29 protein-coding genes are annotated in these 25,092 nt (G+C 55.5%); 8 read left to right on the plus strand and 21 right to left on the minus strand.

The features are described 5' to 3' along the window. The coding region (locus tag ACODTZ_RS30620) for a hypothetical protein (RefSeq protein ID WP_489030379.1) at positions 1–249 on the plus strand (249 nt) is incomplete at its 5' end. Between the two features lie 4 nt (positions 250–253). On the opposite strand, the gene ACODTZ_RS30625 is transcribed toward ACODTZ_RS30620, so the two are convergent. From ACODTZ_RS30625 to ACODTZ_RS30695, 15 genes are all read right to left on the minus strand, one after another. Further along, the gene (locus ACODTZ_RS30625) at positions 254–1,309 is read right to left on the minus strand and encodes a tail fiber protein (RefSeq protein ID WP_489030381.1); all 1,056 of its coding nucleotides are present in this window, start codon (positions 1,307–1,309) and stop codon (positions 254–256) included. 182 nt (positions 1,310–1,491) lie between these two features. Beyond that, positions 1,492–3,567: a hypothetical protein gene (locus tag ACODTZ_RS30630; protein ID WP_489030383.1), complete on the minus strand. Its 2,076-nt coding sequence runs from the start codon at positions 3,565–3,567 to the stop codon at positions 1,492–1,494. A gap of 2 nt (positions 3,568–3,569) precedes the next feature. Further along, positions 3,570–4,403, minus strand: a complete 834-nt coding sequence (locus ACODTZ_RS30635) for a hypothetical protein (protein ID WP_489030385.1) — start codon at positions 4,401–4,403, stop codon at positions 3,570–3,572. Between the two features lie 61 nt (positions 4,404–4,464). Then, complete coding sequence (locus ACODTZ_RS30640; RefSeq protein ID WP_489030386.1) at positions 4,465–6,345, minus strand: hypothetical protein; 1,881 nt, start codon at positions 6,343–6,345, stop codon at positions 4,465–4,467. After that, positions 6,345–7,658, minus strand: coding sequence for a tail fiber domain-containing protein (locus ACODTZ_RS30645; protein ID WP_489030388.1), 1,314 nt, complete (start codon positions 7,656–7,658; stop codon positions 6,345–6,347). The genes ACODTZ_RS30640 and ACODTZ_RS30645 overlap by 1 nt, the downstream gene beginning before the upstream one ends. 2 nt (positions 7,659–7,660) lie before the next feature. Further along, on the minus strand, positions 7,661–8,053 hold the full coding sequence (locus tag ACODTZ_RS30650) for a hypothetical protein (protein WP_489030390.1): 393 nt from the start codon (positions 8,051–8,053) through the stop codon (positions 7,661–7,663). A 9-nt stretch (positions 8,054–8,062) separates the two neighbouring features. After that, positions 8,063–8,365 carry a hypothetical protein gene (locus ACODTZ_RS30655; RefSeq protein ID WP_489030392.1) on the minus strand — a complete coding sequence of 101 codons (303 nt, stop codon included), beginning with the start codon at positions 8,363–8,365 and terminating at the stop codon, positions 8,063–8,065. 25 nt (positions 8,366–8,390) lie between these two features. Beyond that, positions 8,391–9,914, minus strand: coding sequence for a hypothetical protein (locus ACODTZ_RS30660; RefSeq protein WP_489030394.1), 1,524 nt, complete (start codon positions 9,912–9,914; stop codon positions 8,391–8,393). Beyond that, entirely contained in the window at positions 9,908–10,492 is a 585-nt protein-coding gene (locus ACODTZ_RS30665) for a phage adaptor protein (protein WP_489030396.1), read from the minus strand. The genes ACODTZ_RS30660 and ACODTZ_RS30665 overlap by 7 nt, the downstream gene beginning before the upstream one ends. Beyond that, complete coding sequence (locus ACODTZ_RS30670; RefSeq protein ID WP_489030398.1) at positions 10,492–10,854, minus strand: hypothetical protein; 363 nt, start codon at positions 10,852–10,854, stop codon at positions 10,492–10,494. Before ACODTZ_RS30670 ends, ACODTZ_RS30665 begins: the two co-directional genes overlap by 1 nt. A gap of 71 nt (positions 10,855–10,925) precedes the next feature. Next, positions 10,926–11,858, minus strand: coding sequence for a DUF5309 domain-containing protein (locus ACODTZ_RS30675; RefSeq protein WP_489030400.1), 933 nt, complete (start codon positions 11,856–11,858; stop codon positions 10,926–10,928). Between the two features lie 16 nt (positions 11,859–11,874). Beyond that, positions 11,875–12,870 (minus strand): hypothetical protein, encoded by a 996-nt coding sequence (locus ACODTZ_RS30680; RefSeq protein ID WP_489030402.1) that lies wholly within the window; start codon positions 12,868–12,870, stop codon positions 11,875–11,877. Between the two features lie 55 nt (positions 12,871–12,925). After that, complete coding sequence (locus ACODTZ_RS30685) at positions 12,926–13,168, minus strand: hypothetical protein (protein WP_489030404.1); 243 nt, start codon at positions 13,166–13,168, stop codon at positions 12,926–12,928. A gap of 9 nt (positions 13,169–13,177) precedes the next feature. After that, positions 13,178–15,394 carry a portal protein gene (locus ACODTZ_RS30690; RefSeq protein ID WP_489030406.1) on the minus strand — a complete coding sequence of 739 codons (2,217 nt, stop codon included), beginning with the start codon at positions 15,392–15,394 and terminating at the stop codon, positions 13,178–13,180. A gap of 173 nt (positions 15,395–15,567) precedes the next feature. Beyond that, entirely contained in the window at positions 15,568–16,986 is a 1,419-nt protein-coding gene (locus tag ACODTZ_RS30695) for a terminase large subunit domain-containing protein (protein WP_489030408.1), read from the minus strand. A gap of 132 nt (positions 16,987–17,118) precedes the next feature. Between ACODTZ_RS30695 and ACODTZ_RS30700 the strand changes: the two genes are divergently transcribed. Next, entirely contained in the window at positions 17,119–17,433 is a 315-nt protein-coding gene (locus ACODTZ_RS30700) for a hypothetical protein (protein ID WP_489030410.1), read from the plus strand. A gap of 41 nt (positions 17,434–17,474) precedes the next feature. Here ACODTZ_RS30700 and ACODTZ_RS30705 read toward each other — a convergent pair whose 3' ends face one another. Then, on the minus strand, positions 17,475–17,930 hold the full coding sequence (locus ACODTZ_RS30705) for a hypothetical protein (protein ID WP_489030412.1): 456 nt from the start codon (positions 17,928–17,930) through the stop codon (positions 17,475–17,477). Positions 17,931–18,121: 191 nt separating this feature from the next. On the opposite strand from ACODTZ_RS30705, the gene ACODTZ_RS30710 reads away from it, so the two are divergent. Both ACODTZ_RS30710 and ACODTZ_RS30715 read left to right on the plus strand, forming a co-directional pair. Then, the gene (locus ACODTZ_RS30710) at positions 18,122–18,436 is read left to right on the plus strand and encodes a hypothetical protein (protein ID WP_489030414.1); all 315 of its coding nucleotides are present in this window, start codon (positions 18,122–18,124) and stop codon (positions 18,434–18,436) included. Further along, positions 18,426–18,815 (plus strand): hypothetical protein, encoded by a 390-nt coding sequence (locus tag ACODTZ_RS30715; RefSeq protein ID WP_489030416.1) that lies wholly within the window; start codon positions 18,426–18,428, stop codon positions 18,813–18,815. The genes ACODTZ_RS30710 and ACODTZ_RS30715 overlap by 11 nt, the downstream gene beginning before the upstream one ends. A gap of 120 nt (positions 18,816–18,935) precedes the next feature. Here ACODTZ_RS30715 and ACODTZ_RS30720 read toward each other — a convergent pair whose 3' ends face one another. Further along, a complete protein-coding gene (locus ACODTZ_RS30720) occupies positions 18,936–19,136 on the minus strand; it encodes a hypothetical protein (protein WP_489030418.1) in 201 nt (66 codons plus the stop codon). 413 nt (positions 19,137–19,549) lie between these two features. Here ACODTZ_RS30720 and ACODTZ_RS30725 point away from each other — a divergent pair, with 413 nt between their 5' ends. The 3 genes from ACODTZ_RS30725 (at position 19,550) to ACODTZ_RS30735 (ending at position 21,181) form a co-directional block, all read left to right on the plus strand. Beyond that, complete coding sequence (locus tag ACODTZ_RS30725; protein WP_489030420.1) at positions 19,550–19,903, plus strand: hypothetical protein; 354 nt, start codon at positions 19,550–19,552, stop codon at positions 19,901–19,903. Further along, on the plus strand, positions 19,900–20,619 hold the full coding sequence (locus tag ACODTZ_RS30730) for a hypothetical protein (protein ID WP_489030422.1): 720 nt from the start codon (positions 19,900–19,902) through the stop codon (positions 20,617–20,619). The genes ACODTZ_RS30725 and ACODTZ_RS30730 overlap by 4 nt, the downstream gene beginning before the upstream one ends. 67 nt (positions 20,620–20,686) lie before the next feature. Next, positions 20,687–21,181, plus strand: coding sequence for a hypothetical protein (locus ACODTZ_RS30735; protein ID WP_489030424.1), 495 nt, complete (start codon positions 20,687–20,689; stop codon positions 21,179–21,181). 273 nt (positions 21,182–21,454) lie between these two features. Here the strand turns inward: ACODTZ_RS30735 and ACODTZ_RS30740 are convergent, their stop codons facing one another. The 4 genes from ACODTZ_RS30740 to ACODTZ_RS30755 all read right to left on the minus strand — a co-directional run bounded on the left by ACODTZ_RS30740 (position 21,455) and on the right by ACODTZ_RS30755 (position 24,625). After that, positions 21,455–21,727: a hypothetical protein gene (locus ACODTZ_RS30740; RefSeq protein WP_489030426.1), complete on the minus strand. Its 273-nt coding sequence runs from the start codon at positions 21,725–21,727 to the stop codon at positions 21,455–21,457. 1,019 nt (positions 21,728–22,746) lie between these two features. After that, positions 22,747–23,127 carry a hypothetical protein gene (locus tag ACODTZ_RS30745; protein WP_489030428.1) on the minus strand — a complete coding sequence of 127 codons (381 nt, stop codon included), beginning with the start codon at positions 23,125–23,127 and terminating at the stop codon, positions 22,747–22,749. 86 nt (positions 23,128–23,213) lie between these two features. Next, a complete protein-coding gene (locus ACODTZ_RS30750) occupies positions 23,214–23,927 on the minus strand; it encodes a recombinase family protein (protein WP_489030430.1) in 714 nt (237 codons plus the stop codon). A 170-nt stretch (positions 23,928–24,097) separates the two neighbouring features. Further along, positions 24,098–24,625 carry a hypothetical protein gene (locus ACODTZ_RS30755; RefSeq protein WP_489030432.1) on the minus strand — a complete coding sequence of 176 codons (528 nt, stop codon included), beginning with the start codon at positions 24,623–24,625 and terminating at the stop codon, positions 24,098–24,100. A 132-nt stretch (positions 24,626–24,757) separates the two neighbouring features. Here ACODTZ_RS30755 and ACODTZ_RS30760 point away from each other — a divergent pair, with 132 nt between their 5' ends. Continuing rightward, the gene (locus ACODTZ_RS30760) at positions 24,758–24,979 is read left to right on the plus strand and encodes a hypothetical protein (protein ID WP_489030434.1); all 222 of its coding nucleotides are present in this window, start codon (positions 24,758–24,760) and stop codon (positions 24,977–24,979) included. Positions 24,980–25,092: the final 113 nt, after the last annotated feature.

Consider the following 25,092-nt stretch of genomic DNA (forward strand, 5'->3'; position numbering starts at 1 on the left):
CGAAAGGCAGCAGAAAACGTAACCCGAGGGTGTCTACGAAACTCGGGGCTATTCAATGGAATAACGGACCCAACTGCGCTCGCGGATCGGAAAGAACTCATTCGCAGGCATATACTGGCAACAAACGTGGCTAAGGCAGGCGCAACTAACCCCCGCCTCAATGATCCCTACGTGATCGCCCTGAAAGAGCGTCGTCGCCGGGGTGATCTTCCTGATTACCACCCCGACAAAAAGCCTCACTCAAAGTGAAGGCTCAGAACTTGATGCACGCAAGAAGCGCGATGTTACGCGGACGCGCTTCTGTACCGCCATTGGCGTTGATTGTGATGCCGGTAGCTGCAGCATAGATGCCAATGCCAGTGCCGTTCGTAGTCGTCGGAGACGTGCGGTAGCTGCTGTAACGTGTTTCCGCCGGATAGACGAAGTTGCCGTTTGCAGAACCGCCCGAAATCCAGAAACCGTGCGAGTGGCCCGGATCGTAGATGCTGTGAGCGTGACCCGGATCGGTGATAGCGTGGTTGTGAGCAAGGTTCTGAGACGTTTGCGCAGAACCCAACGCACGCGACGTATCAACACCACGCCCGCTATCCAGACCACGAATGAACTCACCACGTAGGTCAGGCAGACCAAACGTTGTTGTGCCATCGCCATCGCCATATGTCGTGCCGATGGCCGCGAACAAACGAGCGTGAGTGGTGCGATTACCAAGACCGCCGTTAGCTGCGAGATAGCCACTCGGAACGGTCGAACCAGCTACGTGAATGACCGTACCTGCGGGAACGATCGCGTCGAGAACAGCCTGTAGGCCAGAAATCGTCGCAACGTCCTGCGTGCCAGTGTGGTTTGCACGAGCCTGATACCAAGCGCCCTGCTGACCATCGAGCAAATCGGAATCGAGACCGGAACCAGCGCCGTCGTTGTCGACGTTGAACACCGGCTTGCCGTTGATGGTCATGCCAGTTGTCGCGTTGACCGTAACGGCGTTGACGCTGTTGAACGACTGGTTTGCCGTGGCATTGGTGATGCGGAACTTGCTGCCGTCGTATGTGGCGGTGAACACCATGCCAGCTACGAGATCGCCAGCCTTCAATGCGGAACCGTCGTTCTGGACGAGATCGCGAGAGCCGAGACCATTGATATTGAGGGTCGCCGCGCCTGTGTTCGTCGCATTCATGAAGAACGAGAACAGCTCGCCCTTCTCATATGCTTGGGGTCCAACATCGTAGGTCAGCGAATAGACATTGCCGCTGTTGGTAAGCAGGCCGCCGTGGGGATTGATGCGGTCGAATGATCGAACCGCAGCACCCATGTTAGCGCGAATGACCGCGGGAACTGCGCTCGGCTGGGAGCCTGTCGAGATGCCGTTTGGGCTTGGACTTGTGTTCTGGGAATCGCTCTCGTTCCAACGAGGGTCTGTAAAATCTACCATTTTTCACCACTTTATTATTTTTGTTGTTGGGTGCTTCCCGGCACGTTGGCCGGGGCATTTCGTTATTGGTCGGAGTAGCCAACCTCCCTGAGATAGTCGTTGATCGCGACTGCCAGCGCGTTGTCGGAGGTGTCAGCGGCAACCTTCGCCAGCTGGCCCAAATGCGCGGACAAGCCGCCGCGCTGCATCTGTGCTTGCGGGATACGAGACAGCCAATTGACCGTTTGAGGACTGGTCAGGAGTTTGGCCTGCCAGCGCGTCGTGCCGAAACTTGCGGCCTTGCCGACGGCCATACCGGCCCATGCCTTCGGACCACCAAAAGCAGCCGCAAGCAGCGACTTGCCATCCGCGAGGTTCAATTCGCCCATCGCCGCACCAACCTTCGCCGTGCCGGAATGGTTGTCGAAACCGCGATAGCCTTTGAGGTTCTCGGAGACACGAGCAAGGCGATCCAAGTCCTGGCGAAACTGCGCTCGACCGGTGCCATGGAACATTGCGTTCTTGGCCTCGTCGCTCAGATTGCGCCAACCCGAAAGCAAGCGTGTCGGGCTAAACTCGCCACTGCGATTGATACCCAAGCGCTCGACTGTCGAACCTGTCAGCGTGTTCCACAATTCGGGACCACCCTCGGTGCGTTCGATCTGACGACGCACGGCATTGACGCGTGTGCCGCCCTTGTTGACTTGCGCTAGAACCCAATCCGCCGCCTGTTCCGGCGTTTGTGCCTTCAAGATCGGATCGAGACTGTTCTTCGTGCCGAAAACACCTTCGGCATCGCGTGTGCGACGGAAACGATTGTTCGCCTTCTTCCACGCCTGCAAAGCATCGCCACCAACTGCCTCGGCGGTCGCGCCCATGTCGGCGGCCATCGCATTATAAAGACCTTGCGCTCGATCACGCGTGACCTGTTCAACAGCTGGGTCGTTCGCGATACGGCCAATGCGCGTGCGGGCTTCCTTCAGCTGGTTGAAATTGATGCCTGCGCCGAGATCGTCGGTGATTGCCTTCGTCTGCTTGATCACCTCATCCAGCGCTTTACCGTCATTGAGGGCAGCGGACTTCGTCATGCCCTTGCGCTCGACCTGCAAGCCCTCAAGGAACTGACGGGTGTTTGCGCCCTGTGCCGGTGCATCGCCGGTCAAACGGCCTGCCTCATCGTAGAGGAAATCGCCGCGAGCCTTCGAAGCCGATTTGTAGGCGGCTGCTTGATCCTTCAACGCCTGACCGAGTTCCTGACGGCTCATTGTCTGCGGAGTGAGGCCACCGATAATGCGGTCGGTTTCCGAGTTGATGCCGTCGAACGCCTGTCCGATACGATCCTGAATGGGCTTGCCAGCGCGTGTCGCGGCAAGTGCCTGCTCACGGATAGCTGTGTTCGCATTGCCGTTGACCATGCCAGCGGTCGGCTCAACACCGATTGCGCGGAAGTCAGCAGCACGTTGACCGGCCTGCGCCGCATCATCAGCAGCACCAACCAGCAGGTTCTTACCGCCATCACCGAACGTGTTCTTGACCGCACGGACACCCTTAGAAATGAGGGGCGCCGCTGCCATGCCAAGACCTTCGCCAGCTGCGTTGATCGTAAATGTCTTAGCGGCATCACCGATCTGTTCGCCGGTCGAGCGCGTGTCCTCGTTGCCGTAGTACCAGTTCAAACCGCGCTGTGTGGCTTCACGGCCAGCGGTCGCACCAGCACCAGCGCCCAACATGCCACCGGCAACCGTACCCGGTCCCGGCGCAACAGCGGAACCACCGACAGCACCACCGATAGCGCCGCCGACAGCACCGACACCCTCACCGATTTCTGGCAAGATGCTGGCGATGTCACCGGCATCAGGTATCCAGTTCGGACGATTATAGATCATCGTCTTGCCGGTCTGAGGATCGGTCATCATGAAGTTGTCGCCGTCCAAAGGCTGCGCATCTGGATAGGTCTTGCGCAGAGCGTTCAAACGATCTTCTGGCTTGTCGAGAGCGCCGACTTGCACGCGAACGCTCGAAGGGGTCTTCAAATCGTAATCGATATCATCGGGGTTGAGGCTCTTCGTCGGAGCAACAATAGGATCGTTCTCCCACGGTGCAGCTGAACCAGCTGGTGCAACGATGGGGTCGTTTTCCCAAGGCATATTATCCGCCATGATTAGACCCTCCCCATCAGGCCGAGGTATCGTTCCCAAGGCTTGAATGTCTGTTTGGGGGTCGTCATCGGAGCGATCTGCACGGGCTGCGAGGCAAGCAGACCACCACGCGGGGTGTCATCGGCTACCTGCGGCTGCTGCATTGCCATCTGCGAAAACGCAAGCAAGCCACCAAGATTCTTGTTTCCAGTAAGCCCAGGAACATCAATGCCTAGCAGTCCCTTAGACGTGTCCGCTGGTGCAGCGGGGGCGCTGGCCGCAGCGGAAGAGCCTCCTGTGGACCCTGCGAGTGCTTGTGCGTTAAAGCCTGCAGGCGCATTGCCACCAGCTGCTAGAACCTCGGCAATCGGATCGATCTGCTTTGCCTGAACCTGTGCCATCGCATTTTGCGGGCTAACAGCACCGACAGTGCCGTTATAGGCGTTGGTCAGCCATTCCGGCGCATTGGCACTTTTGCCACCAGCACCCCAAACGCCGGGTGTGCCACCGCCGATGTGCATGGAGCCCTGCTGCATATAGCCGGGGCCTGCGCCAAATCCGGTGATGCCGTTGGCCTTCCCCTGACTGACGATCTGCTTGAAAATTGGTCGGTCGGCCTCATTGGCCCAATCGAGTTTGCGGCCATCTTTGTAGAAGAAGGCATCTGCTGCGCCGCCGTGATCATGACGGACACTGCCCGTTCTCGGACCACCTTCCTCTGCCGTGGGCTGACCACCGGAGAAGACTTCCATGCTGACGCCCAAGTTCTTCAAGTAGCCAAGGCGTTTAGCTAGTCCATCATCAAGGGGCTGACTGCGGGTCGCTCCCTGATTACGATAAGTGATGTAGTCGAACATTTTACCTCGTCCCCTTTTGCGGGGCTTCTTGTCGCGACCTCTTTTGGGCCGGTTATTTTAGTTATCGCTTCGTGCGGGTTACTCCCTGCGGATCGATGTAAACGGTGCCGGGTGCTAGTTTCTGGAAGTCCTCGACGCCGCTAATGCGTGGCGTCAATGGTGCTGCTTCAGCCGGGGCTTGCTGCGAAGGTGCAGCCGCCTGATCGCCGGACATGAACTGCTCGTAATTGGCCTTGTCGAAATTGTAGGCCCAGTTGCGGAACTCGTCGGTCTGACCTGAACCCTTCCAAGCCTCGTACTTCGTCGCGTTGTACTGAGCGATCTTGCGGAGACGATTGCCGATTTCCTTGAGCGCTTCGGGATTGAGGTTGCCGTTAAGCACTCGGTTCTCGATCTGCCTCAAGTCGTTATCCGACATTGCGCCGAGACCGCGCATCTGTTCGATTTCCGTCTTGATCTGGTCCGACATCAGGTTGTCGAGTTCCTGACGCTTCGAACCGGAGAAGTTATCGAACAGCAGCCAGTTATCGACGGTCTTCGCAAAGTTGTTCCAGCCACCAGTGCCAATCCAGCTGTTGCGATTGAGATCGCCACCGATCGCCCGCATACGGTCAACAATACCGACAGTCTGTGCGGTGCGACCCGCTGCCTGTGCAAGCGCGGCTTCTGCGCTGCGCTCGTCCTTCACAACTGGATCGCTCATGTTGGCCTTCGTGCGGCCCGGTGTGTCCTGAACAAGCCGGTTAATCACGGTCGGATCGCTCACGACATTGTTCAAGCCGTCCTTATAGATGACGTTGCCGGTCGCGTTGTCGAACGTTGCAGAATAGCGGTTGTTCGACTTCGGATCGATATACGCACCTTCCTTCTGCAAACGATTAGCCTGACGCTTCGCATCGGTCTGACGATCCAAGAAGGTCGCGTAACCGGGATCGACGCGCGAAGCGTCATAATCACGCTGGTCGGTCGTGCGGATCTGGCTTTCTGTACCGGCCTGACCTGCTGCCTTCGTCGCATACTCGTTCTCGGCCATACCCTTGCGCCAGCCGGGAACACTCGAATACTGCTGACCGTCCCAAGCGAGACCCTGCTTAGCTGCCTCGTTGTCCATGAAGTTCATCTGCGTGAAGATCGAGCGGGCGTTATCGCCATCGCCCATGACCATCAAACCATTGTACTGCTTCTGGTACATCGCACGACGAGCATTGATGTCGCCTGCGAGATCGTTAGAGCCGCCAACACCGGGACCGCTGGCAGCAACAGGTTCAGAGGTAGCGCCAGCGTTGCTACCACCGTTAAAACCTAGACCGCCTCCGAAGAGAGCCTGACGTGTCGCCGCATCTTTCTGAGCCTGCTGGAGTTTGTAAAGTTCCTGCGCGTTCTTCACGCCTGATGCCGAAATCTGCGCGTCCTTGAAAGCGCGATCCGACTTGGCATCCTTGAAGCCTTCATAGCCTGCGATACCGGCCATGCCGCCCTGTGCGATGTCCTGACCAACCGAATGCGGCTTATCCGAAGGACCACCAGCAGCCATCAAGCCCATAGAACCTGCGAGAAGACCACGCATTGCAGCCTGCTTGCTGTCCTCGTCCTTGAACTTGAGAAGACCACCGAGAGCCGTTGGGCCAGCTGTGCCATCGTTCGTACCGAGTGCGCGACCTACGCCGCCGAGCATACCGCCCATGCCCGGTGCATCTGGAAACTGACCTGTCAGACCCGGTGCCGATGGGCCGCTCGGATTTGCGAAACTAGCATACTGACCAGCGTTCGGCGGGATCGAGCCCGTTGTGGCTGGATCAACAGCGGGTGCAGCCTGCGGAGGAGCAACCGGCGTGGGAGCCATCGGAACCTGACCGTCAGCGCCGACTTGCGGCATCGCGCCGCCCATCTGTCCGGGCAAGCCCTTTAGAGCGGCGAGGATTTCATCGATATTACTGAACATTATGCTGCTTCTCCAATTAGTGCGCGAGCGTCGATGCGTTTAAAGCCGTCGATTTCGCGAACCGCTTGCGGACGTGTAATTTCGACTTCCTGCGCCATCGGGCCTTCGTAGCGTTGGCCGGATGGGTCGTTTTTGTAGGTGAATTCGTAGATGCGGGTTCCGTTGAGCATGTAGCCAACGAACACGATGTTCTCCTTTGCGCGAATGTCGCAAAGCATGCCGAAGATCGATGCGAGCGAACCGAGAGCGCCAAGACCCGTAGACAGGCCATTGGAATAGACCGGCTTCGTCGTCGTCTGCGTGTTGTAACCACCACCGTTGAGGACGTTGGTAAAGTTCGTCGCGTTGTTGATGTCCTTGTTCTGCTCGTAGTTCCAGCGGTCGATATCGCCCTGCAACTTCGTGTCCGCGTAGGCGTCCTGCTGCGCACCAACCTGTGCCAGCTGGTTTGCATCGTAATAGTCGTTGGCACGCTGATCGCCTGCCATGCCCGCGCCCTGCAACTGCGTCTGAGCCTGTGCGTTCTGACCCGACATGAGACCGGAAGCAGCCGCGTTTCGGCTGTCCTGCTGGCCTTGCAGAATCCCGGCGAGCGAGTTGTTCGCGCCGATCTGTGTGTTCGCGTTCTGATCGTAGAGCGAGCCGATGGACTTCGAAGCGTCTAGCTGGTTTGCACGTTCGGTCGCGTAGTTTCCGGCGTAAATGTTCTCGGCGTTCTTCGCCATCGCATCGGAAACAGACTGCTCCGCTGTATTGCGAACACTCGCATATGCGCCGGAGCCGTTGCGACCGCCCTTCGCAAATGCGCTATCGATGCCGGGTGCGATATTGTTGTTGAAGTCCGAAACTAGCGAGGCATTCGCGTTCTTCACCATCGTATCGAGATACGGGTTACTGTTCAGGTAATCGCCGTTCGCCGTACCCTGCAACAATGCCTGACCCGGATTTGCGCTGCCACTGAGAATGTCCGATAGCGACTGAGCGTTGCCAGCTGCGCCATTGGTATAGGAAGTGCCAGCCTTCAACGTGTTTGCGCCGGTCGGATCGAAGGCCGCACCAGTCGTCACGCCATTGACCGCATTCTGACCATTCTTGATGATCTGCGAACCGTCACCAGCTGTGTTGATGATGCTCTGCTGAGCCTGCTTTGTGGCGTCGGACTGGTCAATGACCGTCGAACCCGGATAATATGCAGGCGCACCTGACTTGATAGCCTGATCGATAGTCGCGTACTGCTGTTCCAAGTACGGCTTGGCGATGCTCGACGGCTCTGTACTGGTCTTTGTTTCAGTCTGTTTTGGTGTACTGGCCATTTTTAAAATTCCTTAAACATGACGATGGATGAAAATTCGAAGCCGTGGGGCGCAAGCACACGCTCCCAGCCCTTGCGACCGAAAAGCACGAATGCCTCACAGCCGTTGGCTTTGGCCCAGGTCGAAATGACCTCTTGCCCCTCGCCTAAAATTTCGGAGAGATCGCCCGCAACGAGATAGAGAATGCAGACCGGGCGATTGTCCCACTGCATATTCTGCGTGATCGCCGCACTGTTCGGGCCGGTCCACAGCACATAGCTGCGATCAACAATCCCATCGAGAATGCCGCGCTCATCGCCATTGGTGGAATGTGCAAGCGCATCAAGCAGCCAGCCACGAACACGCGGATATTCGGTTCTGAAATCCTCAAGCGTCGTGATCTGTCTAATCGCCATCCTCGCCTTTCAGAAAATCACATACGCAAAGGTGCGGTCGGCATCTGTGCTGCTATCGTGGAACACGGTGAATTGCCCGGCTGCTGCGACGTAATGGGCCAAACCCTGCGAAGCCGGGGAGATCGCGGAGAATAAAATGACACTCTGCGGAACAACTCGGGCGTCCGTGACCAGCGTTGACGTGGAAGAAACAGCAAGTGTGAGATTGCCGGTTTTCGGAACGTAGGAAGTCAGCCCGGATACGCTATCGACCAGCTGATCGGTCAACACCTTCACGTCGCGTGACGTATGATTTTGTTTCAATTTCAGCATATTGCGGCCTCCTCGCTTGCCGTATTTAGCGAAGACCCGCCGGAACCGCGTCGTATTGGAAACTCTGCGCTTGAGTGAAATTGCCGGTCAAAATCAGGCGAACACGATGGAACCGGCCCTGCTGGCGAATGTTGCACCAGCCGCTTTCATTCGGCGCGGCCATCGGGCTCATCACCACGTCACCGTGGGAGAGCAATCGAGAACCGACACGCGCTGTGACTTGGCCATTGCCATCGACAATCGGACGAACGCGGGTGACAACCGTGCGGTCGCCTCTGATATTCGGGTTCATCTGCTGCAACTGCTGAATTAGGAATTGCTCGTTGCTCTCGATCAAGCCAGTCTGATTATCGCCAGTGAACAGCCATTGCTTGCCGCTGATCGACATACCTGCCAGCTGACTATTGCCACCGGCCCAGATCGAAGAATCGAACGGTGCCGGAAGGTTCTCGATAGTGCCGAACTGGTCTAGCTGCTCGATAGTCCATGGCAGCGAAACGCTGTTGTAGATGAAATCGACTTCGCTCTCGGCCTCCGTGAACTCACCAAGGGAGTAATTGTAGATGAGCATCTTGTCGGGCGTCCCGTCGATGCCGTCTTGGCTGGAATAGCACCAGTAGATGAGTTTCTTGGCCGGGTCCGCAGCAACGCTCATATAGCCGTATTGGGCGGTATTGACCGAGCGCAGGAAGTAATTGTCGACCTTGCCCTCACCGATACGCTTGAGCGACGTGGAGCCGTCGTACATGTAGAAGCCGTCATCGGAGAGGAAGTATGTGATGCCCTCAACGGTGATCAGGCTTTCGGGTACGGCGCAGCCTTTGCCGGGGATGATCTCGTCAAACTGCCAGATCAGCGGAGTGCCGACGTAGGTCATTTTCACGATGGAGTTTTTCATGAAAATGGTTACGTCCTCGCCGCCCACGATGCCTTGAATGACACCGGAGCCGCCGTTGATGTCCTGAAAATCTGCCTGCGTCGTGAGCGAGAAATCCCAACTCTGCGGCTGATCAAGACCGGACCAACGCACGCGATAAGGCACGTCGCCGTCGAATGGGTCGTTGGTGTTCGCCACGATGACGAAGCCACGAGAGTTCGTGATGTAACGGGCTTTGACGAGCGTGGTCAGGTCGTCAAAGTTCAAGTCCTCGTTCATGTCGATGAACTGAGGTGCATTGACGAAATTCGTACCCACGGCCCAGCTGCCGTATCGAGTGAAATTCCACTTCTCGGTGCCGCTCGTGTATGGGCTCGATGTGCGGGACACGTTCTGCCAGGACAGATCGGATGGGCTGACTTTGAAGAGCCCTTCGCTGCAACCCGCATAAACCTTGCCGTTACCGGCAGTGTCTTGGCCTGAGATCGCGCCGAGTGGACGAGACGGCAAAACACTGTCCGAATACAGTTTGACACGCTTCATCGGCTCATAGGCGATAGCGCCGTTCGTCGCTCCGATTGCCGGGAGGACGTTGCGAGCCACAGTCACGCCTACATTGTTCAATGCTGGTCGATCAGGACGCCATGGGCCGAGAACGCCATCGATTACCATGAGGGCAACTCCTCAATGATGGTGTTGCCATAGACCGTTGCGCGGGTGTGATCGCGAACAACGGCGCTGATCGCGTCGTTCGTCAGGTCTTTCTCCAGCTGCTCGGCCTTGTCGTCTTTCAGCCAGTGATAGGCCTGCGCAAGCGAGGCGCGGAGATAGACGGTCGGGAAATATGTGAGCAGCCAGTTCGTCGTGTTAGTCGGGCTGAGCGACGGCAAACGCTGGTAATAATAGAGGTCGAACTGATATTCCTCTGTCGGCACTGGTCGGATTTCCAACGTGCTGCCAGATAGGACATAGCCGAGAGCGCAGCCGTCGCGGTTGCTCGACTGAAACGAGATCGGGCGCGGCTTCTTGCCATTTACGAGGATCGCACGCGCTTCCTGAAAATCATCAGGCAGGACCGGCGATGTGCCAGCGGGGATCGTCTGCGTGATCTTCTTCTCCATGCGATAGTGCTTGAGGAGAGGACGCAAAGCCTCTTCCGCGAGCATCACGCATAGGTCAGCGGGCGCACCAGCGTTGACCGTGTAGCTGTCGATTGCGGAGATCAGGTCGGAATATGAAGCGATAGCCATCAGATCACCAACCCGTTCGTGCGGAACTTGCTGTGATCGCTATCGTTCAGGAGGCGAGCCATTTTGACCGGATCGTCTAGGTAGCCTTTGGCTTTCCAGTCTTGATAGACACCCATGGGAATGCTCGCAACGCGAACCATTTCACCGAGTTTGCCGGTCTTACTGAATTCGTTAGCCTCGGCCATGTTGGCTTCGAGAAGCGAACTGAAGTCTTTCCATACGGTCGTTTCGTCGCATAGTTCGCCGCGCTTGGTCCAGAAAACGGTCTTCGTCTCGTCCTCGTAAACGGGGATCGTCGTGCCATCAGGGATGATATCTGCGCGGGTTAGTCCGAGGGGATTTAGGGCGTTAAACGCATCCATTGTTCGCCTTTTCTTGTTGTTTTTATTGGCGATATGAAAAGGGCCTGCTCGTTGGCAGGCCCTCAGTCTGATTACTTTACGTCGGCGATCTTGCCGTTACCTGCTTCGTTACGGCACTCAAGAGTGAGTTCTGTAACCAGCATCTTCTTGTCGCTGTCGCCTGTCTTAGCCAGGTCAACCTTCTTGAGCGGACGCAGTGTAGCTACAGCCCAAAGGGAAGGATCGAACGCGATAACAGTCGTCGCGGACATGAAGTGGTGAGGAATGATCTGGTGCTTGCCGAAGTCGGAAACGTAGTAGTCAACGCCAGCGTAGATTGTCTTCGAATCCGCCTGCTGCTGCTTTGTGCCATTGCCGGAGAAGCCCGAAATCTTCTGCTTCAACTTGCCCGGTGCGATAACCAGAGTGGGGTCGCCGCCCTGATCCCAAACATTCTGAGCCATGTCGTTGAACATAGCCTCAGTGATGTCACGGACAGTACCGTTCACAACAGCGCCAACAGCGCCGGTCGTGTAACCAGCTGTCGAACCACCAGCACCGTGAGATGCGTTGGTCTTGATCCACGCTTCTGCGCCGCCGAGTTTACCAGCAGCGGAGCCGGAACCGAATACGGAAGCATTCGCGGAAACTAGCGCGGCTTCGATGTCGCGGTTGAGTTCTGCGCCAACCTTAGCAACCTGACGAGCATATTCGTCCTTCGTGCCAGCTGTGTTGACGGCCTGCAAAGTAGCCGAAACCTGCACGAACTTGACGAAGTTCTGTGTGGTGTTCGAAATCTTCGTTGGCGGAACGAGCGTGCCGAATACAGCGTCAGCGCCTTCAATCGCAGCGTTGTTCTTGTCGGCAGCAGCGAGTGTGTCGAGCAGGAACTGGTGATTTGTAGCAGTCGCCTTGGCAGTACCGATTTCAGTCTTGAACGGTGTCTTCTCTGGCGAGATGCGGGAGATTACGTCTCCGAGGTCTTCGCGAATGTTAGTCGCGTTATTAGTGATCAATGTGGGCATTTTTGCCTTCTCCTTATTATAGTAGATGCTTGAGAACGTCGGCCGCAGCTGCCTGCGATCCGGTACGCTTGAGAGCGCTCATCTTTCGTTCAACGACGCTTTGCGAGGAGTTCGAACGTGCCGGGGAAGAACCGGGCGTGGTCAACGGTGGTTTCGCGTCAACTACCTTGACGGCCTTTGCCTTCTGCGACTGCAACTCGCGATACAACATCGACTCGTAGACCATGCTCATCCATTCCGGATTTGTGATCGAGTTGAATTGTTCCGCTGAGACGCCGCGTGATCCAGCGTAGGAAAACAAAGCCTGTGCGCGGCCTGTTTCCTTCTTCGAAAGTTCAGGATGCATTTCGGCCAGTTTGACGGAGCCCTCGCGAAGAGCCGCTTCATGTTGGACCTTGGCGCGGGCCTGTTCCTGCTGTTCTAGGTTCGCTCGCTCCTGTCGGAGATTTCCGATTTGAGCATGAATTGCCGCCCACTTTTCCTTTTCAACGACGTAATCGGCAGGAAAGTCCTTTGCCAATGACGCCCAATCAGGCTCTTGTGGGAGGTACATAGACAGGTCGCGCTCCATGTTGCGGAGATATGCGATTGTCTGGCCGCGAATATCATCGACTTGGGTGTCTACGCCTCTGCGTGCATCGGCTAGTTCCTGTGTCTTCCGCGTATAGTCGGCGTAACGAAGGTTTGCTTCCTTCCACTGCTTGCCGGTGATTGTTTCGCCGTCGAGGTCGAAAACGCTGTCATCGGAAATCTTGAAAGGGGCTACTTCGGCAACAGCCGCTTCATCTTCTACCGCCTCTATTAGATCGTCTGAGTCCCCAAGGGATTGTTCGTCGGAAGTTTCGAATGCGTCATCGGATGGTGTTGAAACCTCATCGGTTTCGTTCTCAACATCACCAGTTTCGTCGGTTGCAGCAATATCGAGATTGCTGTCGAGAAGGCTAGAAATGTGGCTCGCAGCGTCGTTCTGCGAAAGGCCAATTCCGTTGTCGGAGTTGCTGGCATCGATCATTTGGTTGCTCCAAATTTGTTGTTTTTGTTGTCCTTATTTAGCTGGACACGTAATTTTATTGCGCCGTTGCCTTCGTCACAGCTGCGTCGTTCATGTAGGTTAGGAACTTGCCCTTTAGGCGCGTCAGCACGTCCAGTTCCAGACGGAGACGTTCGCGGCCTGCAACATCATCAAGCGGGCTTTCGGCCCATTGCTTGAACAGATCGCGCATGATGGCTTCCCATGCGGCGACATAAAGGGGATCGCTGCAAATGCGGTCGGCATCCTTGCTGCGCTGTATAATTTCGTTGTCGGTCATACCGGCTCCTTATGCCTGTGGCGGCATCTGAGGTGCCTGCTGTGGTGGGGTCTGAGGCTGCATTGCCGCGATGTCCGCAAAGCCCTGCTGCAATGAATCGCGACGTGCGCTAACCTCGGCGTCTACACGCGCAACGTTGACCTGGGCCGCATACTTGGCCTCGATCTCTGCCTTACGTAGCTGAAAATCCATCGCCATCTTGTCGCGCTCGCGGTCGTCTTCCATCTGCAAACGGAGCAATTCGAGTTCGCGTTTTTGCTTGGCATCCGCGGCCTTAGCCTCGGTGTCTGCCTTCTGCGCCTGCGCCATGATTTCCGCCTCCGAGGGCTTTTCAGGCTTGGGCTGTCCAGCTGTCGGGGATTTCGACGGGTCATTGACGAAAGCAGCGGTGTTCTTGAAACCGGCGTTCTCGAGGAAGGCGACGGTGGCATTATAAATGTTCTGTTCGGACGCCAGTGCGGATTGCGACTGCACGGCGGTCGTCTGCATGTTGATGATCTTCTCAAGCATCGCCTGATTGAAATCCTTGTTCATCATGCCGAAGGCAACCGTCGTGGACATGTCCATACTCGGATCCCAATCATCGATTTTGATTTCCGTGTAGGAGCCGAGAAGGCGAGTGATGAGCGCCTGTGCGCCCTCTGGCTTGCTGACGAGCTGGTCAACGATGATGCGGAAGAGATAGCGATAGCCGGTGTCTGCGAAGAAGCGCGTGCTGCTCTCGATGATCAGCTGCATGGCGCTGCGCTGCTGAGAGATCGCGCTTGCCGATGTGCTCTGCATGTCGGTGGCGCTCATGCCGGTCATCGACGCGCCGACGCCGGTCACGCTGTCCATGGTCTGCTTGAGGGCTTCGATGAACTGCATCGACGGACCACCAGTAAACGGCGCACTCATGTAATTCATGCCGTTGGTCGGATCGGACGAGCGGATAAGTTTGCCAGGGTGCGGATTCAAAAGGTCGTCCAGGTTGACGCTCTCTGGATTGACCACCTTCATCGGATTGACCGAGTTGTTCAGACCGTCGATGTTTGCGCGGGTGATCTGAGAGATTAGACGCTGGTGATCACCAACCTTGTCCGCGATGCCATGGCCGAAAAGCGTGTTCGGCATCGGATACGGGCAATACGCCGCATAGGGATATGTCTCGCTGACTTCCTCGACACGAAGCAGGACCGGAGCGCTCTGCAGGTCGCCGGCAATCGTCAAATGGACGTGTTCACGCCAGCCGTCACCATCGACATCAAGACGCATGTAGACCTCATAAACGTCCACATCGTCCTCAACGTCGGAGACACCCTGATCATAATCCGTTTGCTTGGCGCGTTCCTCGGCAATGCCGGTCAAGCTGTCGGTAGCGCGGGTGATCTTCTCGACCTTATCGGTGTCAAAGCCCATCTCAACCAGACTAGCGCGAGCCTTCACGCACTTATGGCCCTGCAAACGCGCCTTGATGCCGCCGGTCTGCTGATCCCAATCCGCATCCTTCGACACGAAGAAATCTTCCGGCTTCACGTTCGTAACGCGCATCTTCCATGTGTTTTTGCGCTTGCGAATTTTGATGTCGCGGAGCATCGGCAGCGGGACACCCATCTGCTGTAATGCTTCCGGGGTCATGCCCTGCTGCTCTAGTTCCGGTGGCAATGGCGCCGGATATGGCTCGCTACGCTCCAGAATCTTGAGTTCGTCGGCCTCTTCCTGTGCGACCAGTTCGACCAGTTGCTCCTCTGGAATGCCCTTTTGGGTCTGCGGAACTGACCATCCCTTTTCCTGATAGAAATCGACGTTGACGACACCGAGCCCGGTGATCAGGCCGTTCTTCATCCATGGTGTCAGCATGGTGGCATGAGAATTGAGATTGCGGACGATAGCGTTGACCGTATCTGTCATCTGCTTTGCCAAGGCAGCGTCTTCCGGCCCGGTCGGCGTAAATTCGACTACTTTGGTCTGGCTATCGAGAAGGCTGAGTTTCTGAGCAAGCAGCCAGTCAACGCGCTCTTGCACGTCGGGGCTGACATACTTGGATCGGCCATGAAGCGGATCGGGCTTGCCGTCCTTGGCAATGTCCGTGTCGAATAGCTCGGCATTGTAGAGTTCCAGGCCGAGTTCCTGCTTGTATGCGATGTTATCGTCGGAAAAGCCTACGGCCTCCCGAACAGCATTGCCCACACGGTTGAGAATATCTTCATCGCTGAGGGCTTTCTTGCCCTTCTTCTTGTCTGCCATGTATGCCTTTCGTGGACACTGTTGCGTGTCTCTAGTTCTTGGATCGCTCTACCGAGAATGATGGTGGTGTCCTCGATCGCTGCGATCAGCGCGGAATTTTCGTTAGCCATTGGTCGCTCCTCCATGGGCTTATTAGCCCTCTGCCATATTTAGCGGATTGAGCGGTTTACGGCTCATTGGTAGTGGCGAACGTCATATTCGATGGGCTTCGACCAAGCCCATTTGCCAACATGCTGCTTGGCGTTGCTGGCGAAGGTCAGACAAAGAGCGTCGGCCAAATCTGGCGAGTTTTTGTTGCGCTTTCTGATTTCAGGCTTGCTTTCGACCTTGATCTTGCCAGTCGCCTCATAGTCGTAGGTTGGAACCGTCAGTTCCTTCATCAACTCCGCGTCGTTCGGAATTGAAACGCCACCGCCGACAAACCATTCGCGGCAGGCCCACCACAGCTGATCGCGGAGGCGAGAATATAGCTGCTGGTCACGCGTCGGGCTCGACTGCGCCATGACCTTTTTAGCCGGAAGACCCATGCTGAGCAGCATCGTGTAGACGCCGTAGCCGGGGCCGTTGGCGTCCACGCAAATTTCCGCAGGCTTCAATTTTTGAGGTGTTGCCCGGTATTCGTCATAGATCGCCTGCGCCAGCTGGACCGCATCGAGGTCTTTGAACTCCTTGACCTTCTCCAACACGACGTTGTCGTGGCGTTTCGCGAGCGCAGAACGGTCCTTACCGCCACCATTCGGATCGAGACCCCAGATGACAGGTGCATCGTGAGGCGGGATCGCATCTTCTTCGTTCGCCGCTTCAAGCACTGCTGCCAGCGGGATGACGCCTGCTACATCATCAAGAGGAAATTCGCCCTCGACCATGATGCGGTGATTTCGAGAACCGACGCCGCCATGCACGGCGATCTGCGCGTCTAGTTTCTCCTTCGTCATGTTCGGGTTGTCAGCCATGCGGCCATGAACCTTCGTCCATGCCTTGCTGATCGTCTTGTGTTCCCAAGTGTCGTAGAAAAAGCCGCTAGTGTGCGCGGGGTTCGAAACGATCACGAGTTTCGGATTGACGTCGGTCATGATGTTTTCGAGGTTGGTGAAAACCACGTTCGGAACGTCTGAGGCCTCGTCAACAAAGACAAAGTTATTGGTCGCGTGGATACCGCGAGACGTACCGAGATTGTTTTGATTTGCCGCCCAATACGTCGCAAAGCATTCGTTGCGACTGCCTTTGCGATACGCAATCGACGGCGTGTACTCGAATTGCTCTTTGATCGCTTCGGGAATGAGATTGTAGAGAATGCCGATCTCGTTCCAGAGGTTGTCTTGAATTTGCTTCTCTGACGGCCCGAAAATGTTGACCTTCAAGTCGTTGAAGCAAAACAACGCCCACCAGACGGCGATTGCCATGACACGGGTCTTGCCGAAGCCGACACCACCTTTAAAAGTGATGTGGTCGTTGCCTATAAATTTCTCGAAGAACTCTAGCTGCTTGGGGCGGAGTGCGTGCTTCTCACCAAAGATCGTCGTGACGAAGAACTGAGGGTCGTTTTTGAATGCAGCAAGCAATTCCTGCATTTTTTTGTTGTCGATTGCCATAATATTCCGAAGTTTCTTGACTTCGGATATTTAGTTAAAAACAGGAATTTACTGATTTTCCTGTGTTTTTTCTTGCCCTTACCAGCACATGGCTAAGTAATAGCAGCACAACAACTGCTTGAGGGCTTAGCAATGGCGCTTTGGATTATCGTCGCAATACTTGCAATCGTGTTTTGGAGGGAACTGTATTACGTGCTGGCCGTGCCGGTCGCTGTTTGCCTCGCATTGCTCCCCACTGTGTTTGCCGGGCTGATGACGCTGGACGCGACGGAGACTTACCGGCTGAATTGGCTGCACATCGTCTGCGTGGGCTATTTCGGCTTGAGCCTGCTCGTTATCGGCTGGATTGCGTGGGCTTATTTTAGCGTGATGTGGTCGAGCAATGAGCCGCCCAAGCACGTAGCGGATTCAATCAAGCGAATGGAGGGCATCACAAAGGCAAAATGACTAGCAGTGCATTCGTAATTCATTCATTTCGCAACTTTTGACTACTCGATCCCATCAACTTTACGTCGGTTTCTTCGGCGGACCGGGGCTTTTACAGGCTCCGGTTTTTCTTCGGCTGGTGGCTCGATGACTGCGATTGGTGGCGCTGGCGGGTTTACGGCGTCAGCTAGGCCCTTCAAACTTGCTTCACCCGGCAGACGCGGATTTGCCGACCAATTCTGCGCCATCCGCACGAAGCCTTCGGCCAATGACATGCCTATAAGCCCGATACCGAAAGCAACGCCGTTGGTCGTATCCGCATCGAGCGCGATCCATTTCACGATGATGGGGGTCAGATACGTTGCGCAGAACATGCCAACGATACTAACGCTGAACATTTCCCACTTGCTGCGCGCTTTCGTAAGCATTGCGCGGACGATGCTGCCTGCTAGGCCAGCCGCAAGGTGTGTGGGGTTGATGCCGATAGCTATGAGGAATGCGGAGACTGATTCAAGCACCGGTCACCGCCTGGAATGTTCCCCTGTATGTGTGGTCGATGAACATTCTGCCCTGCCCGATCTGTATGAGTGTGTCCTTATTTAACGGGTGACAGCCAAATTGACGCTCAAACAGAAGCCAAACAGACGCCAAAGACGTAAGCGGCGCGGAACTGCCGGATTCCCCTAAATATGGTTTTAGGGAGTGCTTCATGAGCAAAATCAGATTTGTAATCGCTGGCGGTCACATGCGCGGCGAGATCACCCGACTGATCGAGGACAATCCGCAGAAGACGCAGCTGGAGAACATCACGGATTGGGTCAACACCCGATACGGCGGCTGGATCACGAAACACATTGTCGATGCCTCGCCGTGGGTGATTGTGTCGGTTGATTTCGAGACGACAGACAAGGGCGATAAGGAATGCGTGTTCTATCTGGATTTCGAAAATCCGAACGATGAAGACTTCTTCACCCGACATGTCGGCGGCAAGATCATTCCATCGGAGGTGTCCGATGCCAGCTAATCGACAGACAGCCCGCACCCCTGCGCAAAAGGCAGCGCAATTCAAGAAAGGCTCGACCGGCAACGCCAAGGGCCGTACACCTATCCCCGCCGACGTAAAAGAAGCCGCTAAGGCTCACACCATGACGGCCATCGAAACGCTTGTTGATGAAATGAAGAACGGCAAGAACGGCGCAAGCCGCGTAGCTGCGGCGACCGCGATCCTAAACCGTGGATGGGGTGCGCCTAAGCAGACCGTCGATGTCGATGTGAACCACAAACAGGATTGGTCCGCGATGCTCGACGCGCTCGACAGCTGGAACAAGGCAAAGGAGATTGCCCATTCCGAAACCGTCCCGGTGATCGAGGCTACTGTGATTGAAGCCGCCAAGATAAATTGAGTGAGGCCAGCTGGACGCCACGTCGAAGAGTCTCCGTTTCGAGCGGCTGGCTTGCAACGCACCGCCCGATCGCGCCCGGCTGGCTCTCATGCCGGTCCAGAGCCCGGCATCTTGTCGCGACTACGAATGCAGCCTCTGATCTAGATCAATAATTAGCGTTTCTGGATCGCATTTTTTCTGCACTAACTCCAGCGCTGTGGTGATTGTCCGCCTGCCCTGCGGGCTGTGCAAGTCATAACCGTGGTCGCCACAGTATTTGTGAACAGCGGCGATAACCGCCGATACGTCTTCGTCGGACAGGCTCATCAGTGATTGAAGCATCTCGTCTACCTCCTACAAACGACAGAGCGCCAGCAGATCAATAGCCGGTAAGGCATTCAGAATATTGGTGTGTGGGCTCCGCATTGAACCTGGACATATATTAAGCAAACAATATGTATCCGCGCAAGATACTCCGTCATCACCAGACGCGATTTTGCCGTTAACCATTCGTAAACAAAGATATTGCGCTATCCGGTTCGATGCGGTTATAGAGAACGAATTGGATCTGCGAATAGCCTTGTCCTCTGGCACTCTATTACGCGAGACCGGCCTGACCGTACCAATAGCGCAAGCGGCTATTAGGGCACGTTTTCCGAAAAATCTGACAAAAACACGCTGACGCGTGATCGGATCACTGTGCCTACATCGAAGCCAAATCCGGTCCTCTCCGTCAGCATTACGGAGAACGGTCTATGACCAACAAGCACGACCCGCATTACATCCTGATCAATGGATTGATGCACGACCCCATCCGCCAGACTATCGTCCTCGGATATACCGTCAGCTATTTCGCGACGGTTGCCGATCGCCAGAGCGTTGCGGCGTTCATCCAGGTCTACCGCCCTACTCGAATCTCCAAGGGCATTTTCGTCCAGAACACTCAGGTAGTCGTTTCGGACTGGCAGACGAAAATCAACGATCCGTCGTTGAACCTCGCCTTTTTTAACCGTGCCGATCTTCTCACGGTTGAGCCTCCGGTCGTCGCAACGTTTCATAGCTGGCTGCTGACAGGCGGCGCGGCATGGATCGATGGAGGCCAGCCATGAAGAATAGAATTCAGCCCACGTTCGATCATATTCTGAAACGCTTTGGCTACGTGCGTGCGACAACAGTCAGGCCGGAAATCATTGAGGCAAGCCCTGCCGTTGTCTTTCTAGACAACGGGAAGGTGATTTTCCCAACCCCGACAGACAAAAACGGTCGACCTATCCAATTCGAGCCGGGTGTGTCTTATATCGTTTCGCGAAAGGGCCGCTGGCGCAGACGCCGAACATTCAAAGACAAGCCCGAACCGAACGATGATGTATCTCCCGGCGTCCCGGAAACGGCGGGAAGCGTAGAGAAGCATCAGCCTTACGTGCCGACGGAGCACCAAGCGGAATACAGCCGCCTATATAGACGTTGGGTTAGAATGATGAGCGCTTGCTACGACCCAAACCATTCCGACTACCACCTCTATGGAGCACGCGGCGTCACAGTCTCGGAAGAATGGAAAGAATTTGATCAGTTTAAGGCTGACTTGATTGCCCTAGGCAACGAGCCATTCAATCGAGTGTTAGCCCTAAGCGATCCGCACAAACCATTTGGGCCACACAACATACGTTTCTTGGAAGGTTCGCTGTTTCGCAAACTTGAAGCGGCAGATGTGGTCGAGATCAGAAGCAGCGGTGAAACTACTGTGGCTGCGGCAAAGCGCTACGGCGTGAGCCAAACGGTTATCAGCAAGATTCGCCGTCGCCTTATCTATCGGGAAATCCCTTGAGATAGCTCAGTCATGCCGGGAGGATCTTAATTCTTCCCGGCTAGCCCAATCGAAAACGAGAATTGAGATGCACACATACGAGAAGCATAAAGCGGCGGTGCGCCAGCGCATCCGCCAGACATTTGACGACATGCTCGCAAACACCGGCCCGATAATTGTCCTGGAGATCATCGTGAACGGGCACATTTTCAACGCTGCTCGCGGCGAGGCAAACCGACGGCAAGTCGAGTATTTCAAGGAGCGGATCACTGGAGAGATTGAGTTCCTGGAAGATGATGATGACGGGACGATTTCAACCCTGAAAGACCGGAACTTGCTGCCGGAAGACGTTCTGGCCGAGCTGGCGATCTTCAACGAGTGCGAAGGTCTTTTCGAAGTTCCGTTTCACGCGCTGGTAGGGGACGCTTTTGACGCCCTTCGGGAAACTGGCGCCGCCATTTTCCTGACTACGCTTCATCCAGCGGGAAGGTTCGCGTATGCGGGCTTTATCGACATGCGAGTTGCGACGAAATTCCGCTTGGAAGAGCATGGGCATATTCTGCTGCCGATGCAGCCGGATTGATGGAACTGACTGACCTAGTATCCTTGGGGGTGTCCCTCGCGGGCAATTCGACTAGACCAGCCAGAATGCCAAGATGTGGGAACGCTGCGAGTTGCTGCCATTCCAAATTCTAAGGGATGAAGATCAGTAGAAGGTCAGTGCTTGCTCGCCTTGGTCGTGGTCGGCGCTTTGGCCTCCGCTTCCATCTTCAAGCGAGCCTCACGCAATCGAGCGGTTTTGGCTGCACGAGCTGCACGCTGTTCTTCAATGATAGCGCGGGCCACACTATCGGTGTCAGCTGCTTGTTGGCGTCGTTGTTCTTGGCTTATCGATTGTCGATGCATTCCCACTGCATATCTCCGGCCTAGTCTCAAACGGTCCGAGCACCCTGATCAACTGATCAAGGAGCGGTTCATATGGCTTTGTCTGGATTAGATCGACGCTGATCGTGATCGCACGACGGCCTTCCTGGCTGTCGAGATCGCAGTGATTGAGGCGACACCATTCGCATACTGCGCTGGTGACATGTTCAATCTCTTGGTCCGTTAACATATCGAACATCAACATGATTAAGGCTCCTGCCCTTCCCCTGCCTGGGCAAGAGCAGGTGTAACTCCTAAGCGGAGTACACCACTTGTACTAGCGTCGATATCGGTAGTGTACTGGCATTTCTGAAAATGAAAATACCCGATTCAATTGAATCTGAAATTTCTGAAAATTTTAAAAATCATACAAATGGTGCTGACTGAATGATGTGGTGTGCACGCTTTGGGTTTGGGACCATTACGGATCACTCAGCCAGCGCGTGCAATCTTAGCCAAATATGCACGGATAGCAATATCTGAATATGAAGCGTACGGTACCGACGATGAGATGGTGCTGACTGATCCTTCTTCCATGAAGCCGCGCTCCAGGTTCGAGGTCCAAAGCGCGGGTGATCAGCCAGCCAGATAATTATTCACACACATAGCTGAATTGCAATTGATCGGGCGTCCGACAATGGCCGAAATGTGCAAAATTGGCGGTAGTGCTGACTGGCCCACCCCTCGATGTAGAAGCGCTTTAGGTTCGACCTCTAAAGCGCAGCGACCAGTCAGCTGGGCCATTATTCACACAGATAGCAGAATTGCAATTAGTCGAGTGCGACTTCGACAGCTGAAATGTTTTAAAATCATATCAAATGGTTGGCGAAGTATAGAGGTTTTTGTAGAGCGGCGCAGGGGGGCCTATGGCTGGTTTTCCGCCGTGAAAACACCTCCCCCAGCGCAGTAGCCGCAGTCATAGGGTCCAATGGAGCGCCGTCCGCTGCGATGGCAATGCCCTGCGCAACAGCGCTAACCCCTGACACCCCGCTACTCTATGACCCCTCTGAGGTTCGGCCTGGCACTACAGTCGTAGGGTCCACAGGACAGTCATACGCTGGCGGTAAGCCGCTGCTGCATCAGCGCGCACGGATAGTAGCCGAGCCAGCGGACGAGCCTCCTAAGGGTCCAGTGGTGCGCTTGTGCAGCTGGCAACAGGTCATGGAAAAGCCCTAGCCGTTTCCGACTAGGGCTCCATCAGTTCGCGCTAACTGATGCTGCTGATTACTTCGCCTTCTTCGCACGTCCGGCCTTCAGCCGCTCCGACCGTTCAGCCGAGTGCTCGACGATTGCCGCTTGCAACTTCTCATCCGCCGCAATCGCATCGTGAGCCGCAGCCAGGATCGTGACCACGCCGTCGAGATCCTTTGCCCGGAACAACTTGCTGCCGGCGATCTCGAAAGCATTGCGACCGATGCGGACCACGTAGCCCTGCGCGTCCTTGCGGAACCACAGCGACCGAGTGTTCAGTTCCTTGCCCGCCTTCACCTGCTTTGCGTTTTCGATCTGCGCTGCCAGTTTGCCGTAGAAGATTTCCAGCGGGGTCTGACCACCAACAACACCGGTCGTTGCAGAAGCCTTGAGGAGTTCGAGAGCGTTAGCCATTGTATAAGTCCTTTGCACCAGCAGCACCGTTGCTGCCGTGCTCTTGTCCTGCTACCATAACGGGAACAAAACAAGCCCAAGATTACTCAGGGCTGCAATCTTTTTAAAATGCGCGTTACCTGCGTCGAGGTGAACTGTCCTCCATTAGCTGCCGTAACGCCTCTCTCATTAAGTCCGCGTGCAATTGCTGCCGGTCCTGTCTCGCCGCTGTCTATGATGCTCTGGATAACGGGAACGACTGCTTGGTCGTAGCTGGCGATCTGTTCGGCTTTAGCTGCTTGTATGCCGCCGAGTTTGACCCCACGCTGTTTTGCAGCTGCCAGCGCTGCCTTGGTCCGATCCGATATCATCTTGCGCTCTTTGTGCGCTAGGATCGCATACAAGTGGAGTTGGAACTCATCAGCATCCGGCATGTCCGCGCAGCGTATGCGAGTGCCTGTCTCCATCAGGTTCAAGATGAATGCGGCCTTACGTGAAAGTCGGTCCAACTTGGCGACGATCAGCGTGGCATTATTCGTCCTGGCGAATGCCATCGCCTTCATCAACTCGGCTCGATCATCGTTCTTGCCGGATTCTATCTCGGTGAACTCCGCTATCGGATTACAGTGGGCGACAGCTGCCCGCTGCGCCTCCAAGCCCAATCCGCTCTGTCCCTGCTTCTGCGTCGAGACACGATAATATGCGACATACTGTTGTGGTTGCATTGGTTGTAACTCCTTCGGCACGAGCAGCGTGCGTTGCTCGTTCCTGCTGCCGAAAAAGTTAAAGGGCGAGCGATCTTTTCGGTTGCCTTTTGACATGGGTGGAAATAACGCGCGTGAACCGAGTTCCTGACCGAAAAGGTGCGGAAATATCGGGCCACGTCTGGCAGCGGCGCACTGGATGTGTTGATTAAGTTAGGCCGGTCTGTTGAGCCCGACAGGATTATTGCCGTGTGGATTGCAGCGCTGATATCGTACTGATCGGAAACTCAGGTGTACCAGCGATTATAAACCGTCAGGAACTTGGCTGCATCACGCTTGTCCTCAAACAGCGTGTAGAAGACCTCATAATCGTCTTCGAACTCAGCTATCGCCGTCTTCGTCAACAACCACGGCACGGACTTATCGAACACGATAGCTGCCGAGCCGTTCAAGCGGATTGCCGTTTTCATCTCATCCAGCATGAAATCTTGGAACGCAAGCATGTCCTTGAACTTCTTTCCGGTCTTTGTGTCACCGGCTTTCCACTTGTCGATAAGCACCTGCCGATCGATGCAGCGGAAATAGCCTAGTGGCTCTTTCATCCCTCTGATGTACGCCAAGTTCACCAGGGCATGGGGAAACTCCAGAGTACGGTCCTTGATGTCCTGATAGTCCGGGTGTGTCTTTGCGATTGCCGGGGGAAAGCCAGTCAGCACATACCATTTTGCCCGCGCTACGGTGTTCAGGCTTGAATATTGGGAAAACCAGTCGATGATCTCGGAATAGTCGGTCGATTCAGGTCGCTCATTCATCATTGCTTGGCCCTTTGCGTGCATTTCGTTGCAGCTACAGCCGTGGCGCTTACCATTCAATTAAAGACTGTGGGCGGTAGTTGGCAGGGTTAATTCGCCGTTGCCTTTGTTCCTCTTTTGTTCTAACTTGCCGGGATGGAAAAACCGACCGCATTAAGCGAAACCATTTGCTCGTTATTGACGGAGGAGCCGATCAACCTTTTGGAGATCGGGCCTACTCTGGTGGGCCGTGGACATACCGAGGGTGAGATCGTCAACGCCCTGTACTGGCTCGTTGATGCCCGTCGTATCGAGTTGATGCCGGGTAATCGGGTGCGACTGCTTGCCGTGGAAACCGTGAAAGCGCGAACTGCGTGACCTATGCCCGTGGACCACACATTCGATAATGGCCGGGACTGGCTTTCTAATCGGAAAGGGCAAATCGCCTACCTGTCGTGCGTCTTATGTAAAGCCCGCCATCGCTATGCCAT

The sequence above is a fragment of the Rhizobium sp. FG113 genome (genome assembly GCF_057809895.1).